General features: G+C 53.2%; 13 protein-coding genes. 12 read left to right on the top strand and 1 reads right to left on the bottom strand.

Going from position 1 to position 17,566, the window contains the following annotated elements; all coding sequences use genetic code 11:
* Window positions 1-217 precede the first annotated feature (217 nt).
* The gene (locus tag ACYVHX_RS17660; RefSeq protein ID WP_460672997.1) at window positions 218-1,357 is read left to right on the top strand and encodes a sensor histidine kinase; all 1,140 of its coding nucleotides are present in this window, start codon (window positions 218-220) and stop codon (window positions 1,355-1,357) included.
* Window positions 1,354-2,085 (top strand): LytR/AlgR family response regulator transcription factor, encoded by a 732-nt coding sequence (locus ACYVHX_RS17655; protein WP_460672996.1) that lies wholly within the window; start codon window positions 1,354-1,356, stop codon window positions 2,083-2,085. Before ACYVHX_RS17660 ends, ACYVHX_RS17655 begins: the two co-directional genes overlap by 4 nt.
* An 83-nt stretch (window positions 2,086-2,168) precedes the next feature.
* On the opposite strand, the gene ACYVHX_RS17650 is transcribed toward ACYVHX_RS17655, so the two are convergent.
* Complete coding sequence (locus tag ACYVHX_RS17650) at window positions 2,169-4,055, bottom strand: DNA topoisomerase IV subunit B (protein WP_460672995.1); 1,887 nt, start codon at window positions 4,053-4,055, stop codon at window positions 2,169-2,171.
* Window positions 4,056-4,374: 319 nt separating this feature from the next.
* Here ACYVHX_RS17650 and ACYVHX_RS17645 point away from each other — a divergent pair, with 319 nt between their 5' ends.
* From ACYVHX_RS17645 to ACYVHX_RS17600, 10 genes are all read left to right on the top strand, one after another.
* Entirely contained in the window at window positions 4,375-6,975 is a 2,601-nt protein-coding gene (locus ACYVHX_RS17645; RefSeq protein ID WP_460672994.1) for a polysaccharide biosynthesis/export family protein, read from the top strand.
* Between the two features lie 19 nt (window positions 6,976-6,994).
* Entirely contained in the window at window positions 6,995-8,098 is a 1,104-nt protein-coding gene (locus ACYVHX_RS17640) for a hypothetical protein (protein WP_460672993.1), read from the top strand.
* Window positions 8,099-8,257: 159 nt separating this feature from the next.
* Window positions 8,258-9,097 (top strand): ABC transporter permease, encoded by an 840-nt coding sequence (locus ACYVHX_RS17635; RefSeq protein WP_460672992.1) that lies wholly within the window; start codon window positions 8,258-8,260, stop codon window positions 9,095-9,097.
* 93 nt (window positions 9,098-9,190) lie between these two features.
* Window positions 9,191-10,456 (top strand): ABC transporter ATP-binding protein, encoded by a 1,266-nt coding sequence (locus ACYVHX_RS17630; protein WP_460672991.1) that lies wholly within the window; start codon window positions 9,191-9,193, stop codon window positions 10,454-10,456.
* A complete protein-coding gene (locus tag ACYVHX_RS17625; RefSeq protein ID WP_460672990.1) occupies window positions 10,449-11,519 on the top strand; it encodes a DegT/DnrJ/EryC1/StrS family aminotransferase in 1,071 nt (356 codons plus the stop codon). Before ACYVHX_RS17630 ends, ACYVHX_RS17625 begins: the two co-directional genes overlap by 8 nt.
* 92 nt (window positions 11,520-11,611) lie before the next feature.
* Window positions 11,612-13,639, top strand: a complete 2,028-nt coding sequence (locus tag ACYVHX_RS17620; protein WP_460672989.1) for an ArnT family glycosyltransferase — start codon at window positions 11,612-11,614, stop codon at window positions 13,637-13,639.
* A 14-nt stretch (window positions 13,640-13,653) separates the two neighbouring features.
* Window positions 13,654-14,352, top strand: coding sequence for a WbqC family protein (locus ACYVHX_RS17615; RefSeq protein WP_460672988.1), 699 nt, complete (start codon window positions 13,654-13,656; stop codon window positions 14,350-14,352).
* A 74-nt stretch (window positions 14,353-14,426) separates the two neighbouring features.
* Complete coding sequence (locus ACYVHX_RS17610; RefSeq protein WP_460672987.1) at window positions 14,427-15,080, top strand: acetyltransferase; 654 nt, start codon at window positions 14,427-14,429, stop codon at window positions 15,078-15,080.
* On the top strand, window positions 15,077-16,279 hold the full coding sequence (locus ACYVHX_RS17605) for a glycosyltransferase family 4 protein (protein ID WP_460672986.1): 1,203 nt from the start codon (window positions 15,077-15,079) through the stop codon (window positions 16,277-16,279). The genes ACYVHX_RS17610 and ACYVHX_RS17605 overlap by 4 nt, the downstream gene beginning before the upstream one ends.
* Window positions 16,280-16,432: 153 nt before the next feature.
* Window positions 16,433-17,416 (top strand): glycosyltransferase family protein, encoded by a 984-nt coding sequence (locus ACYVHX_RS17600; protein ID WP_460672985.1) that lies wholly within the window; start codon window positions 16,433-16,435, stop codon window positions 17,414-17,416.
* The last annotated feature ends 150 nt before the right edge of the window (window positions 17,417-17,566 follow it).

Here is a 17,566-nt window from a genome sequence, read left to right as displayed (position 1 = left end):
TTAAAAAGCAGAATGACCACGGGCGGGATTTAATTGACCAGCCGCACAAAAACCGTCAACCAGCCGCAACTGACCGGATTACCAGCGAAACGAACCGGTCATCCAGCCGGGGTGACTGCTGGTCAATTATTTCCGGTCGTTCGTGGATAGAACCGGCGTAAAACCAGACAATTCCCGTACCTTGAATCGGTTTTTCCATTCCGTTTGCCGAACGACCATGAGCGCCTTATTCCCCGGATCGGCCAGCCAGAACTGGTTTCTCAAATACAAATTGTACCACCTTCCGTTCTGGTTTGTGTACCATTATCTCTGGTGGGTAGTGACCCTCGGAAATCCGGTTAAGGCGTTTCACTCCCTGTTCTTTTTCCCGTTTACGGTGAAATACAGCTTCTACGTCGTTTTTCAGGCGCTGGCGGTTTACTTCAACCTGTATTTCCTGATCCCGAAATACCTGGAGAAAAACCGGTTTTTCAGCTACGGGCTTTACCTGTTCCTGACGATTACGGCCGCCACGCTGTTTATCATTTCCGGCTATTATTTCAGCAGTTCCATTTCGGGCCGATCGATGGATGAGCTGTACGGTGGCGGTTCGGATGCCGACTGTTTTTACCGGTTTCTGGGCAATGCCCTGCCTTCTACCGTCGCCAGCATCACGCTGGGCATGAGCATCAAACTGGCCAAAAACTGGATTCAGACCCGGCAGCGGCACCAACTGCTCGAAAAAGAAAAGCTGGAAACCGAATTGAAATTTCTGAAAAACCAGTTTAACCCGCATTTTCTGTTCAACACCATCAATTCCATTTTTTTCCTGATTCATAAAAACCCGGACATGGCTTCGGCGTCGCTGGCGAAGTTTTCCGAATTGCTGCGCTATCAGCTCTACGAGTGCAACGACCAGCAAATTCCGCTGGGCAAAGAAATTGCGTACCTGGAAAATTTTATCGAGCTGGAAAAGCTCCGTCAGAACACCAACGTTAGCGTAACGTGTGAGATCGAGCCGGTTTTTACGGATCATCTGGCCATCGCACCCTTCATCCTGATGACCTTTGTCGAAAATGCCTTCAAGCACGTTTCCAAACACAGCGATCAGCCCAATTGGATTACGATTAAACTCACGCTAAACGAACAGGTTGTGGATTTTGGGGTGACCAACAGCACCGCGCCGAATACCGCCAGTGAGCTACTGCATTCCGGGGGCATTGGCCTGAAAAATGTCCAGCGACGACTGGATTTGATGTATCCGGGCCAGTATGAGCTGGCGATTCAAACCGACAAAAACCGCTTTACGGTGAACCTTCAGCTGTCACTAGCCGAGTACGCACCGATTGCGGCCCTGCAAGCCTTCCACAACGCATGATGAATTGTGTCATAATCGACGACGAACCGCTCGCCCGGGAGGGGCTGGCCAGTTACGTGCGGGAGGTCAACTTCCTGCATCTGGTGGACACTTGCGAAAACCCGCTCGAGCTCATCACCCTGCTGGATCAACGCCCGGTCGACCTGATTTTTCTGGATATTCAGATGCCCAAGATGAGCGGCATCGATTTTCTAAAAACCGTGCAAAAACCGCCTTTGGTGGTCATTACAACGGCCTATCCGAGTTTTGCCCTGGAAGGTTTCCAGCTCAATGTGCTCGATTATCTGCTGAAACCCATCACCTTCGACCGGTTTTTCAAATCGGCCAACAAAGCGAAAGACTACCACCGGCTCCTGACGCAAACGACCCCGACCAACCCGCAAAAACCGGAAACCGGGGCGGATTACTTTTTCATCAAATGCGGCAACAAATTCGAAAAGCTTTATTTTGACGACATTCTGTTTGTGGAGGGAATGCAAAATTACGTCACCATTTTCACGACGAAAGGCAAATACATGACGCTGCTGAACCTCAAAAATCTAGAGCAGAATTTAGTCAGCCAGCCGTTCATCCGGGTGCATAAATCCTATTTGGTGGCCGTCCGCAAAATAGAAGGCATCGAAGGCAACGAGATTTTCATCCAGTCCCACCGGATTCCGATCAGCCGCAACTACCGCGACCAGGTGCTGAATGAAGTGCTGACTGATAAGCTTTGGAAGAAGAGTTAGAGGAGTTGTTTCGCGGAGTTAAGCGGAGTTTAAAAGAGGAAGCGGAGCCTCTCCTTAACTTCGCGAAACAACTCTTCTACCGCTTAATTCAACACCAGCGCCACTTCCTCCAGGTCTTTCTCGATGCGGAGGTTGTCGATGATAAACCGCTGGCGGTCGGGCGTGTTTTTGCCCATGTAATAGCTGAGCAGTTTCGGCACGGACGTTTCTTTTTCCATGATCACCGGCTCCAGCCGCATATTGTCGCCAATAAACAACCCAAATTCGTCCGGTGAAATCTCGCCCAGGCCCTTAAACCGGGTGATTTCCACTTTTTTGCCGCCTTTGGTCAGTTTGTTAATGGCCTTTTGTTTTTCCTCTTCCGAATAGCAATAGATCGTTTCCTTGTGGTTTTTCGGATTCCGAACCCGGAACAGGGGCGTTTCCAGAATGTACAGGTGGCCGTTCCGCACCAGATCCGGGAAAAATTGCAGGAAGAACGTCATCATCAACAGCCGGATGTGCATACCATCGACGTCGGCATCGGTCGCAATCACGATGCGGTTGTAGCGCAGGCTTTCCAGCCCGTCCTCAATGTCGAGTGCGTGTTGCAGCAGGTTGAATTCTTCGTTTTCGTACACCACCTTCTTGGTCAGGCCAAAGCAGTTGAGCGGTTTGCCGCGCAGACTAAAAACCGCCTGGTTCGACACGTTCCGTGACTTGGTGATGGAGCCACTGGCCGAGTCGCCTTCCGTAATGAACAGCGTGGTGTTGTACCGGTCGTCGGCTTTCAGGTCGGGCAGGTGATTCCGGCAGTCGCGGAGTTTTTTGTTGTGCAGATTGGCTTTTTTCGCCCGGTCATTCGCCAGTTTTTTAATACCGGCCAGTTCTTTCCGTTCGCGCTCCGACTGCTCGATGCGTTTCTTGAGGGCTTCGCGCGTTTCGGTGTGCATGTGCAGAAAGTCGTCCAGCTGGTTTTTTACAAAGTCAACCACAAACGAACGAACGGTCTGGCTGTTTTCGTCCGGCGCCATATTGATGGACCCCAGCTTGGTTTTGGTCTGCGATTCAAAAACCGGCTCCTGCACCCGAACACTGATGGCGGAAATAATCGACGCCCGAATATCGGAGGCATCGTATTCTTTTTTAAAGTACTCCCGCACGGTTTTCACTACCGCTTCGCGCAAAGCCGCCAGGTGGGTTCCACCCTGCGTGGTGTATTGCCCGTTAACAAACGAGTAATACTCTTCGCCGTACTGGTTGCCGTGCGTCAGGGCAATTTCAATATCCCCGCCTTTCAGGTGAATGATCGGGTACCGCAGCGCTTCTTCATCGGTTTTGTTGCGGAGCAGGTCGAGCAGGCCGTTTTGCGATACAAACTTCTGACCGTTGAAATTGATCATTAACCCGGCGTTCAGGTAACAATAATTCCAGATCATGTTTTCCAGATACTGGGGGATGTAGTGGAAATTTTTGAAAACCGTATTGTCCGGTTCAAAAATCACGGAGGTTCCGTTGCGCTGGTTGGTACTGTCTTCGCCCTGCCGGATCAGGATCCCCCGCTCAAATTCGGCCCAGACGGTTTTGCCGTCGCGGTAGGACTGCACCCGGAAAAACGTCGCAAGCGCATTGACGGCTTTGGTACCGACGCCGTTCAAACCGACCGACTTCTGGAACGCGCCCGAATCGTATTTACCGCCGGTATTGATTTTGGAAACCACATCGACCACTTTGCCCAGCGGAATGCCCCGGCCAAAATCCCGGACTTCCACCCGGTGGTCGCTCACTTTGATGTCAATGGCTTTCCCGTTGCCCATCACGTGTTCGTCGATGCAGTTGTCAATAACTTCTTTGATCAAAACGTAAATACCGTCGTCGGCCGCCGAGCCATCGCCCAGCTTTCCGATGTACATGCCGGGCCGAAGCCGGATGTGCTCACGCCAGTCGAGGGAACGGATGCTGTCTTCGGTATATTGTTGATTACTGTCCATGTGACTTTTAAAACTGGTTTTATGTCAGAAACTGAAAAAGAGCCGTTTTACCAAGACCGGAACGCGTTAAAACGGCCTGTTCCCTGTTCGCAAAATATGAAATTTTATCGTTTAAAAAGAAAATGTTTAAAAAGTAGTAAAAGTTCGTTTACTTTGTAGCGCAAAGTGCGTTAAATTACGGCAATGAACGTTTTACAACCGATATTACAAAAAAGCACCTGAGATTGAGCGCCGGAATGCGGCCGTATACTTTCTTAAAAATATGCAAAAATCTCCACATTTCCACTGTTTTAGCTCAAAATTTTTCGCCGTCTCTTCGATGCAATTTTTCCACAAAACCATCCTTGGTCTTCTGCTGGTCTGCACGGGTCTGAACGCAACTGCGCAGGTTATTCAGGCTCCGTCCGCCCCGACTTCGGCGCCTTCCACGCTCCCCGCCGGCGTCCCCCGTCCGACCCAGGGCCAGGTACCGGGCACGACCGGCACCACCCCCCGCAGCCAGGGCGCAACCCAGCCGGGAGCTACCCAGCAGGGTACCCGCAGTCAGGCGGGTCAGCCCACCGGCCAGCAAGGCCAGGGCACCGGAACCACCCAACAGGGCGGCCGGACGCAAACCGGGCAGGCTGGACAGGCCGGGCAAGCCGGCCAGCAGGGAACGGTTCCGGGAACCCAACTGCAACAGGGCCAGCAGATTGGCGCCGATGGCAACAGCGCCAACGCAACGGATGAACCCATCCAGGAGGTGGCCGGCGATCAGCAGAAAACCGAACAGGAGTTGTTGCGGGAACGGGAACTGGCGGCTCAACGCCGGAAATTGTTTGGGTATCAGTTGTTCAACGATCCCGCCAATGCCAATACTTTCCAGCCCAACCTCAACATTGCCACGCCGAAAGGCTATGTGGTGGGTCCCAACGATCAGTTAAACATCAATATCTACGGTTTTTCGGAAGCGGTTTACCCGACAACGGTGAATCCCGACGGTTTTATTTACGTGCCGCGCGTTGGCCCCATCCACGTTTCGGGCCTAACGATTGATCAGGCCAAAACCCGGATTTTTGAGCGCCTTTCAAAAATCTTCGTCGGCCTGAAAAATGGCCCCTACGGTGCCGCCAATACGTACATGGTGGTAACGCTGGGCGACATCCGCAGCATTCGCGTAACGGTAACGGGCGAGGCCATCCGCCCCGGCACGTACTCGGTTTCTTCGCTTTCAACGGCCATGAACGTCATTTATCAGGCGGGTGGTCCCAACGAAATCGGTTCTTTCCGGAACGTTCAGGTGATTCGGAATAACCGGGTGGCGGCAACGCTCGACCTGTACGATTTTCTGACCACCGGTATCCAGCGCAACGACATTCGCCTGCAGGATAACGACAACATCCGGTTTGCGCCGTTCAAATCGCACGTCGAAATCAACGGTTCAGCCCGGCGCAACAACATTTTTGAAATGCTGCCCGGAGAAACCATGAGCCGCCTGCTGGATCTGTCCGGCGGTTTCACGAGCAATGCCTACAAAGCCCGGGTTAAGGTGACGCGCTTTACGAACCGCGAACTGAAAGTTGTCGATGTCATAGAATCCGAATTCCCGAACTTCGTGATGGTTGACGGCGATCAGGTGGTGGTGGAAGCCGTGCTGGCCCGTTACGAAAACCAGGTCGGTATTCAGGGGGCGGTTTTCCGGCCCGGCGTTTATTCACTGGATCAGAACAAGTCCCTAAAGCAACTCATTAACAGTGCGGAAGGACTAAAAGGGGAAGCCTTTACGGGTCGGGTTCAGATTGTCCGGACGCGCGACGACATGGCCATCGAAAACATTTCGCTGAATCTGGCCAACATCATCAGCGGCACCGAACCGGATGTCGAACTGAAGCGCGAAGATCAGGTGATCATTCCGTCGCGGTTCGAGATGGCCGAATTTGCCGAAATCAGCATTGTGGGTGAAGTCATTACCCCGATTGAAGCCACGCCCTACGTGGCTAATATGACCCTTGAGGATTTGATTCTGCGGGCGGGCGGTTTGAAAGAATCGGCGGCAGCCGCGCAGATTGAGGTCGTTCGCCGGAAAAAAGACGTGGACATTACGTCCAAAACCGCCCAGGTTTCCGAAATTTTCCGCTTCAACGTCGACCGTGACCTGAGCATTAAGTCCACTGACAGTAAATTCCCCCTGTTTCCGTATGATCAGGTTATTGTGCGCCGGTCGCCCAACTACCAGGAGCAAACGTTCGTGAACGTCGACGGCGAGGTGGTTATGCCAGGTGAATACCCGATTATCACCAAAGATCAGCGGATTTCGGATCTGATTAAAATGGCCGGTGGTCTTTCTCCATTTGCTTATCCAGAGGGAGCTACGCTCGTGCGTACCATTCAGCTCAGCGAAGCCGAACAACAGATGCGGCAGCAAACCATTACCGAGCTGGCCGATGACAGCCCCAAGGCGGTGGTGAAAGCCGGCGCCGTTGACCAGAGCCAGGAGCAGCAGATCGGCATCAGCCTCCGGAAAATCCTGAACAGTCCGGGCTCGACGGAAGACATGATTCTGCAGGAAGGTGACGTGCTGCGGATTCCGAAGCAACTGGAAACCGTACGCGTGGGTGGCGAAGTGCTGCTGCCCACGACGGCCAAATTCCGCAAAGGCCAGACGTTCCAGGATTACATCTCACAGGCCGGTGGATTTACCAGCCGTTCGGCCCGCAAGCGAGCGTATGTGGTTTATGCCAACGGTTCGGCCGACCGTACGCGCCGGTTTGCGTTCTTTAACGTGTATCCCCGCGTCGAACCGGGTTCCGAAATCATCGTTCCCCAATCCACCAAAGGCGAGCTGACACCGTTGCAGATTATTCAAAGCACCACCGGTATTGCCGGTTCGATCATCGGTTTGGTTACCACTTTAGTGGCCCTTAGAGCATTAGCCAATTAATCACGGTCAAGCAGTTCGTATGGAAACCATCGATTCAAGAAACACAGACAAAAATCAGCTGCCCCCCGATCAGATTTCGCCCAAAGAGGTCGTAAACCGGGTTATTCTGTTCAAGAATCAGTTGATCCGCAGTTGGAAACTGATTGCCATTCTGATGGCGGTTTGCGGGGCCATCGGTTTTATCATTGACCTGAACCTCGACAAGCGGCCTACCTACACGGCCTGGATCACGTTCAACCTCGGCGGAGGAACGGGCCAGAGTCCGATGGGCGAACTGGGCAACCTGGCCGGGATGTTCGGCCTGTCGGGGGGCGCACCGGATGCCAACATTTTCACGGGCGAAAACTTCATGTATTACGTGGTTTCCAAGCCCATCATCACCCGCTCGCTGCTCAAAGAGGTCGATACGACGTCCGTTCCGGGTCAGAAAGACCTGATGGTCAATTATTACATCCGCTACAGCGGCATCCGTGATGACGAGTGGGAAGACGACGATACCCTGCGGAACTTCCGGTTTATTCGCGGAAAAAACCCCAAAGAGTTTACCCGGCTCGAAAACAAAGCCCTCGATGGCGTCTTTACGCGGTTGAAGGGGGAAACAACCATCGCCCAGCTCGACCGGAAATCCTCGTTTCTGACCCTGAAAACCGGTTTGCACTCCGAGCCGCTGGCGGCCACCTGGGTGAACGTTTTGCTCGAAACCGTCCAGGAGGATTATACGGAAAAGCAAAATAAGAAGACCAAGGAAATGCTGGACCTGATGATTAGCCGCCGGGATTCACTGGGCCGGGTGCTGGGCCGAAATGATTCGAATCTGGCCCGGTACATGGATCAGAACCAGCAGGTGGTGGTGGCCGAAGGGCAATTGCAGCAGTCGAAACTGACCCGCAACTCGACCTTCCTGCAACAACTCTATTACGCTGCGGTGCAAAGCGTGGACAACCTGAAACTTAGCTTGATCAAGGAAGCCCCGCTGTTCACCATTGTGGAGCCGGTTTCACTCCCGCTCTACAAAGAATCCCACGAACCCTACGCCATGCAGGCCGGTCTGGTGCTGGGCCTCATGCTCGGTCTGGTGTTTATTTTCCTCCGCCAGACGTACCAAACCATTATGCAGAGCTAATTTTGATTTTAGTAAACAACGAATACTGAACGATGAATTCAGGCAGTAGCTTTTCATTGTTCAGTATTCTTTGCTACGTATTCATTGTCATTTGTTCATTCTTCATTGTGCGTTATTCCTTGTAAATTGCGCCCACTCACCATTCATTGAAGAAAGTTTGTGAAAACACACGAAGTGGTTATTGAACCAGGCCGGTCAGAAAAAAATTACTGGCGGGACCTGTGGAAAAACCGGGAATTGCTCTACATTTTATCGATGCGGGACATTTCGGTCCGCTACAAACAAACCATCCTCGGCACTTCCTGGAGTCTGGTTCGCCCGCTGATTACCATGCTGATTATGTTTTTCGTATTCAGCAAAGTGGCCAAACTGAAAGGGGATCCCGGCATTCCGTATCCCCTCATGATTCTGGCCGGTCTGACGATCTGGACGTTTTTCTCCAACGCCTTCACCCAGATCAGCACCAGCATTACGGCCAACGCCAACCTGGTCACGAAAGTGTATTTTCCCCGGCTGATCATGCCGCTCAGTTCGTCGTTTGTGAGTTTCATCGACTTTCTGGTGGCGCTGGGGTTGTTCGTCGTGCTGGCCATCTGGTACCAGTTCTGGCCCGACTGGCACATTTTATTCCTTCCCTTCTTTATCATTCTGGCCCTGCTGGCTTCCTTTGCATTTGGTCTTATCTTTGCGGTATTGAACGTGCGTTTCCGGGACATTGGTCAGCTGATTCCGTTTATCGTTCAGATCGGTTTTTACGCCTGTCCGATTGCCTACAGCAGCCGGCTGGTGCAGGAAAACGCCGGTGAATGGTGGTATCCCATTTATTACTTCAATCCGATGGTGGGCATTATCGACGGATTCAAATGGTCACTGCTGGGCGAGAATGCATTTTTCAAACCGGAAAGTGTTATTAATTCGGTTCTGATCATCGGGGTATTTCTAGTTGTTTCCCTGTATTTTTTCCGGAAGCGGGAAAATACATTTGTAGACGACATTTAAAATCCGGTTTTTGCCGCTGAGTTCGGGCTTTGAAGAATTTATCTTTATCACAAATCACAGCAGCGGTAAAGTCCACTTACAACCTGGGTAGCTATGGCGGTCATCACAGCAGAAGGCATCAGCAAACGATACATCATCGACCATAAAAAGGGGAAGGGCAGCTCCAGTATTAAAGATGCCCTGACCGAACAATTGAGCAAAGTATTTGGCGGCAAGAAAGATCCGGATCGGGAGCGCATCGAGCACGAAGATTTCTGGGCGCTGAAGGACGTCGGCTTTACCATTGAACAGGGCGACCGGATTGGCATTGTGGGTCATAACGGGGCCGGGAAATCCACCCTCCTGAAAATTCTCAGCCGGATCACCGAACCCACCCACGGTAGCATTCACATCCGGGGGCGCGTGGCCAGTCTGCTCGAAGTCGGCACCGGTTTTCACCCGGAACTCACCGGCCGCGAAAACATCTTTCTGAACGGCGCCATTCTGGGAATGAGCCGCGAAGAAATCCGGCGTCAATTCGACGAAATCGTTGAATTTGGGGGTATTGAGAAGTTTCTGGACACCCCCGTGAAGCGGTATTCGTCGGGGATGTACGTCCGGCTGGGCTTCGCCATTGCCGCCCACCTCGATCCCGAAATTATGATTATCGACGAGGTTCTGGCCGTCGGTGATGCCGAATTTCAGAAAAAATGCCTCGGTAAAATGCGGGATGTGGCCTCCAACGGCCGGACCATTCTGTTCGTCAGCCACAACATGACGGCCGTTTCGGCGCTGTGCAACCGGACGATGTATTTTGAACGCGGCCAGTTGATCGAACAGGGCGAAACCAATCAGGTGATTGCGTCGTATCTGAGCAAAGTTTCCAAAACCCGGCTCATCCGGGAATGGAACACGCCGGAAGAAGCGCCCGGTAATGATCTGGTGCGGGTCAAAAAGATTGAACTGTTGCCCGAATACGTCGACGATCAGCTTTTCATTGACGTCCGGACGCCGTTCCGCATTCGGTTCGAATACTGGAACCTCATGGACCGGGCCAATCTCAACCTGAGTCTGCACCTGAATTCCATGACCGGCGAATGTATTTTCAACGTCGGCACCCAGTCGCAGTCGTTTCCCAAAGGAATTATCTCGGGTGAGTGCCTGGTTCCGGGCCACTTTCTGAACGACGGTACGTACAATGTTTCCATGATGATCGTAAAAGATACGGCCACTCCTCTGTACAATATGGAAGAAGGACTTATCTTTGACGTCGCTGATTACCGTGACGGGGTGGCCTGGTATGGCAAGTGGCCGGGTTATGTCCGCCCGCAACTCTCGTTCCACGCCGAAATGATGGAAGAAAATATTCTGAATGATTAACATCACAAAATCGTACCTACCGCCCCTCGAAGAATACGTCAAGCACCTTGAGGGAATCTGGGAACGCGTCTACCTGACCAACAACGGTCCGCTCGTCCGGCAACTGGAAGACGGGCTGAAAGAATACCTGGGCATTCAGAACCTGCTGTTCTGCGGAAACGGAACCATCGTTTTGCAGATGGCGATCAAGGCGCTGGGCTTGACGAAGGAAATCATCACGACGCCGTTTTCGTACTGCGCCAGCTCCAACGTCATTCTCTGGGAAAACTGCACCCCGGTTTTTGCCGATATCCTTCCCGACGATTTCACGATCGACCCGGCCAAGATTGAAGCGCTGATCACCGAAAATACCGAAGCGATTCTGGCCACGCACGTCTACGGCAACCTGTGCCGGGTGGAGGAAATTCAGGCCATTGCCGACAGGTACAACCTGAAAGTCATTTACGACGGGGCGCATACGTTCGGCACCCAATACAACGGGCTGTCGGCCCTGGCCTACGGCGATATCAGTACGTGCAGCTTTCACGCAACGAAGGTGTTTCATACGGTCGAAGGCGGGTTGGTCACCTGCAAAGATCCGGCCCTGGCCGAAAAACTGAGCCAGTACCGGAGCTTCGGCCACCGGTTTGACGAGTATTTCGATTACGGCATCAACGGCAAGAACTCAGAAATCCACGCGGCCATGGGCCTTTGCAACCTCCCGCGCGTGCCCGATCTGATTCAGGCCCGCAAAGAACGGTTTGCCCTCTACGACTCGCTGCTGGACCTTTCGAAGCTGGAACGGCCCACCATCCGGCCCAACGTAGCCTATAACTACGCTTATTATCCGGTGGTTTTCGAGTCGGAAGCCAGGCTGCTGGCGGTGAAAGCCGCCCTGGAACAAATCCAGGTTTTTCCCCGGCGGTATTTCTATCCGTCGCTAAATCAACTGCCGTTCCTGAAGACGTACCAGCCCTGCCCGGTTTCGGAAGACATTGCCCTGCGCGTTCTCTGCCTGCCCATGTACCCCGATCTGGAAATCGAAATCATTGAATCCATCTGCAAAATCATAAATGAGGTATGAATGAAGAGTGGTGAGTTGGCTAACGCAAGCCGAATGCGAGTGCGTTAGCCAACTCACCACTCTTCACTCTTCACTCATATCTTCCACCCACCATGACCTTCTTTTACCTGCTCACGTTTGTCCTGTTTGTCCTTTACATTGGCAACACGGCAACCGGTATCAGTCGACGGTCACTCCCCGAATGGCTCCTGGTTTCGTTTATGCTGTTTGCGGGCAGCATCATTCTGACCGGTTTTTGCCTTTCCTACTTTCGCTTAACGGCCAGCCCCCCGGCCTGGGCTTTCTCCGTTTTCATCACGGCCACCGTCTTCCGGCTGATTTTCGGTCGGCTGATCGAGCGACGCACCTGGTCGATAAACCGGATGCTCTGGGAAAACCGCCTGGCTTTCGGCGACTGGTACAAATCCCTGACGCCCTATTTTAAGCTTATTTTCAGCACCCTGCTGGCAACGCTGGGCCTCATTGCCGTCACCAACCTGCTGCTGATTCTGTTCACCCCGCCGAACGAATGGGACAGCATGACCGGCCACCTGAACCGGGCCATGCAGTACATCCAGCGCGGTACCATGCGGCATTTCGGCGGCACCAACTGGAACATGGACACCTACCCAAAGAGTGTCTGCACCATCCAGATTTATTCGTTCCTGATCACGGGGCGCTTCGAGAATGCGTTCAAGCTGATCCATCACCTCTCCTACTGGATGGCGATTGTGGCGGTTTTTGGCATCACCCGACTGATCAGCAGGAAGGTAACGGCGGCTTTTTTCGCGGCCCTGTGTTACGCGCTCCTGCCCGATTTTCTGATGCAGGCCATTTCAACCGAAACGGACATTGTGCTGACGGCGTATCTGGGCTGCGTTCTGTATTTCCTGTTTGCCTATTACGAAACCCGCGATGTGCGCTATCTGTACCTGACCGGCATGGCGTTCGGAATTGCCTACGGCCACAAAGTGACGTTTACGTTGCTGTTGCCATCGGTTTTCGTGGTTATGGTCTACACGGTTTTCTGGTCGCCGAACGTGTCGGTTTTCCTGAACCGGCTAAAATACCTGACACCGGCCATTGCAGTGGGCGTCTGTCTGTTTATGCTGCCCACCGGGTACCTGAAAAACATCCAGGTGTTTGGTCACCCGATTGGCCCCCCGACGGCGCTCAAACACCAGTCGATCGAACGGGCCGGCCCACTGGCCAACCTGTTCGAACAGGGCACGCGCAACGTTATTCGCTACGGCTACGACCACATCAATCTGGATGGGCTGCGGAATACGCAGTGGGGACTCGATCTGAATCAGGCGATGCGAAAACCGCTGGTGAAACTGGAAGAAGTCACCAAGCTCCGGCTGGACGAAGAAACCGACTTTTCCATTCTGCCCTTTGAATTCAGCCGCCGGTTTGTGTTTTACAACGCCAATCCGTACTGGGGCATCATCGGTTTTGCGTTGATTTTGCCGCTGGTTTTTCTGAGCCTGATCGGCGTGATGCGGTCGCGGGTTCATTTTTTCCTGGCACTGGCCTTTGCCCTGCACTTTCTGGCCCTCTCCTATTCGGCGCCGTACGATCCGTTCAAAGGACGGTATTTCATCGAAACCGGCCTGTTTGGTTCGCTGTTCCTGCCCCTGCTGTTTACCAATCGCTGGCTGAATCTGGCCAAACCGGGGAACGTGGTTCTGAAAACCTACGTGGGCGTTGTGGTTGGCCTGGGCGCTCTTTCGGCGCTGTTTGCGGTTTTTCTGAACGAACGCTGTCTGCCTTTTCCGGCCTACGGTCGCTCATCGGCTTTCACGACCGAACGAATGTATTTTCAGATGATGTTCCGGCCCGACAGTTACGTTCCCTACAAACGCTTCGACGAGATCGTCCCGGAAAACGCCACGGTGGCGCTGGGCACGATCAATGATGATTTTGAATATCCGTTGTACGGAAAACACCTTTCCCGCCGACTCATTGCGATTAATCCCTTTGAAAAAGGGGTGCAGCCCATTCCAAAAGGAACTGATTACCTGTTCTTTTCAAAAAACGTCATCAAACCGCAGCCGGGTGACCTTCGGCTCGGAACCGACACGACGATGCGCGACCTGATTGTGCCGGGCGAAGATTATTATTTACGAAAACTGAAGTAGGACGGCTCACGGATATGACCATCGCCATCATGCAGCCTTATTTTCTGCCGTACATCGGTTATTTGCAACTGATGAAAGCCGTTGATAAGTTTATACTTTACGACGACGTTGCGTTCATTAACCGCGGGTGGATCAATCGCAACCGGCTGTTGCTGAACGGAAAAGACCATTTGTTCACCGTTCCGCTGAAAGACGCCAGTCAGAACAAGCGCATCCGCGACGTGGAACTGGGCGACGATCCGAAATGGCGGTCGAAACTGCTGAAAACCGTCGAACAGGCGTACCGGAAAGCACCTTTTTACACAACGGTTTATCCCTTGCTGGAAAAAATCGTAAACTTGGAGGCCGGGACGATTGCCGCCCTGATCGGCGGTAGCCTTCCGGTCCTGAACGAATACCTCGGCATTCAAACGGAGATCGTGCTGTCTTCGACGGTGTATGGCAACGAAGACCTGAAAGCGCAGGCGCGGATTCTGGACATCTGCGGGCGGGAAAAGGCCACGCGGTACATCAACCCGATCGGCGGCCAGGACCTGTACGACCGGCAGCGGTTTGCCGACGAAGGCGTCGAACTGTTTTTTATCCGGTCAAAACCGGTGGTTTACCCGCAGTTTCAAAACGAATTTGTACCCTGGCTTTCGATTCTCGACGTGCTGATGTTCAACGACATCCCCGCCGTGGAAAGGCTGCTGGACGACTATGAATTGATCTGAAGGAAGAGCACTGGAAGGAAGGAGAGCAGACCTCTTTTCCCTTCCTCCTCTCCTCCCTTACTCCTTCAATACTTATGGCAAAGGTTGTTATTTTTGGGGTTCTGGATACGGCCGAACTGGCCCATTTTTACCTGACGCACGACTCCGAAGACGAGGTGGTGGCGTTTACGGTGAATCGCGATTATCTGAAGGAAACCGAGTTCAAAGGACTGCCGGTTGTCGCCTTCGAAGACGTGGAAACCCTTTATCCTCCGCAGGAATTCAGGTTTTTTGCCCCGATGACCGGCCGGAAAATGAACAAAAACCGGGAGAAAGTGTATCTGGAAGCCAAGGCCAAAGGCTACGAATTCATCTCGTACGTCAGTTCGAAGGTCACGCTTTTCAACAACCCGATCGGCGAGAACTGCTTTATTCTCGAAGATAACACCATTCAACCCTTTACGACCATCGGTAACAACGTCGTTTTGTGGAGCGGCAACCACATCGGGCACCACGGCCAGATCAGGGATCACGTCTTTTTTACGTCCCACGTGGTGCTGTCGGGCCACTGCGTCGTCGATTCGTACTGCTTTTTGGGCGTCAACAGCACCATTCGGGATTACCTGCACCTGGCCGAAGGCACCCTGGTCGGCATGGCCTCGGCCGTTACCAAATCAACCGAACCCTGGGGGGTCTACATCGGCAACCCCGCCGAAAAGAAACCCGTGCCAAGCCATAAAGTGTATTGAAAAAGATTCTTCTCATCGGCCACGATGCCAACCGGGCCGGTGCGCAATTGGTGTTGCTGCAACTGCTTCAACTGCTGAACCAGCGGAACATTCCGACCCACCTGCTGCTGTGTGGCGACGGTCCGCTGGAACCCGACTACCGGCAACTGACCACGGTTTCCAAATGGCCCCGGCCCGTTGAGAAACTGTTTGGTCGCTGGATCGACAAAGTGCTCTACCTGTTGCGCATCGGGCAGTGGTTGCACCGGCGTGAGGAACAACGGCGGCAGGCGGTTTTTGAAGCCGAACTCCGGGCGCAGAACATCGGCCTGGTGATGGTCAACACCATTACGAATTCAAAGGCGTACCGGCGCATTTATGATCTGGTGGAGGGCTTGCCCGTCATTCTGTTCGTGCACGAACTGGAAATGGCCATTCGGATGTACACGGAACCGGACAACCTGCGGTTCATGCTCGATCATACCGACCGGCTGATTGCGGTTTCAAAAGCCGTGGCGAATCATTACGTGACCACCTACGGTTTTGACCCGGCGCACATCAGCACGTTTCAACTCATTGATATCCCGAACCTGCTGCAAAAGATTGACCGGGCGCGCCAGTTGCCGGACGTGATGGTTCAGCACGGCATTCCGGAACAGGCCATCATCGTCGGCGGCTGCGGCAATGCCGAGTGGCGCAAGGGCAACGACCTGTTTAACGGGATCGCCCAGCAGGTGATCGCCCGGTTTCCGGACCGGCCGATTTATTTCGTCTGGGTCGGGATGCCGCGCAATGAACTTTACGAAGACCTGGCGCTGGATCTGAAAAAAGCCGGCCTGAGCGAACGGGTCTTGCTCATCGAACCCACGCCCGAGGTGTTCCGGTATACGACCCGGTTTGACCTGTTTGCCCTGTGCTCGCGCGAAGATCCGTATCCGCTGGTGGTGCTGGAAGCCGCCCTGAGCGAAACGCCGGTCGTTTGCTTCGAGAAAGCGGGCGGAGCGCCGGAACTGGTCGAAACCGACGGCGGTTTTGTGGTGCCCTACCTCGACACGGTCGCGATGGCCGACCGGATTGGCGAATTGATCGACGATCCGGTACAGCGTCGGACGATGGGACAAAACCTTCGGAAAAAAGTCATTGAGCGGCATTCGTCCGAAAAAAGTCTGGATTCTTTTTTGTTTCTTGTCGATTCATTGACCACCGAAAAAACCGGGTAGGCTTGCAAAAACCGGCTTTAATGACCTCCTGACCCAACCTTGCACCCGGTTTTCCGAATTGACCAGCGAAGCCCCCGCGTGGTTGCCCTCCTCGGGTTCCTGATCGAAAAACCGGTCAACCATCTCATAGTTTACGCATTCAATCCCGACGGCATGACGTTAGCGTTCACGATTTGCTCCATCAATTACCTGGCTCAGGCCCGCACCCTGGGCGATTCGCTGCGAAAAACCAACCCCGACTGGCAGTACGTCATCGGTCTGGTCGATAAACTGGATCAGTCCAATCTGCCCGCTTCGCTCCTTCCGGACTACCCCATGCTGGAGGTGGATCAGATCGAGATTGAGGATTTTGCGGGCATGTGCGAGCGTTACGACATTACGGAACTGAATACCGCCGTCAAACCGTTTTACATCGATTACTTTTTCAAGCACTATACCGATGCCACGGAGGTTATCTACTTCGACCCGGATATCATCATTTTTCAGCCGCTGACGGACTTGAAGCAGAACCTGGGCCAGTACAACCTGGTATTGACGCCCCACATCTGCCACCCCATCACCGATTGGCTGATTCCCAACGAGTTGAATCACCTCAATACCGGCACCTTCAACCTCGGTTTCATCGGCTTGCAGAAAACCGACGAAGCGAACCGGTTTGTGCAATGGTGGAAAAAACGGCTGGTGAACGAATGCCGCATCGACCTCTGCAACGGCCTGTTCGTCGATCAGCACTGGGTAAATTTTGCCCCCATCTACTACGACCGGGTTTTTATCGACAAACATCCGGGGTACAATGCCGCCTACTGGAACCTGCACGAACGGGTTTTCTCGGAACAGAACGGCGTCTGGAAAGTCAACGAAACGGCGGATTTGCGTTTTTTTCACTACAGCGGCTACGGCATTCACAAACCGCAGGAAGTCTCCAAGTACCAGAACCGGTTTACGTTCGGGGAGCGCCCCGACATTATTCCGCTGTTTGACCTTTACCGGCAGCGGTTGCTGGACAATCACAACGAAACCTACCGCACTTTCCCGTGCTTTTACATCAAGCCGCCGAAGATGCTGTATTACCAGAAAGTACGAAAAGCGCTGAAATCTCCGATCAATGCGTTAATTTCGACGCTGGAAAACCGGTGAGCGGTGCTAGGGTTTACGGTTTTTGGTTTACGCCGGGCCGTCGCTACGGTTTTCAGTGGCTGACGCATTCAACGGCTGCTGATCGGGATGAGCACTTCCACCGAGAACCGTAGCGACGGCCCGGCGTAAACCAAAAACTGAAAACCGTAA

The sequence above is a fragment of the Larkinella ripae genome, assembly GCF_054780775.1.
The sequence above is the reverse complement of the archived record's forward strand: the minus strand, read 5'-3'. Positions and strand labels throughout refer to the sequence as shown.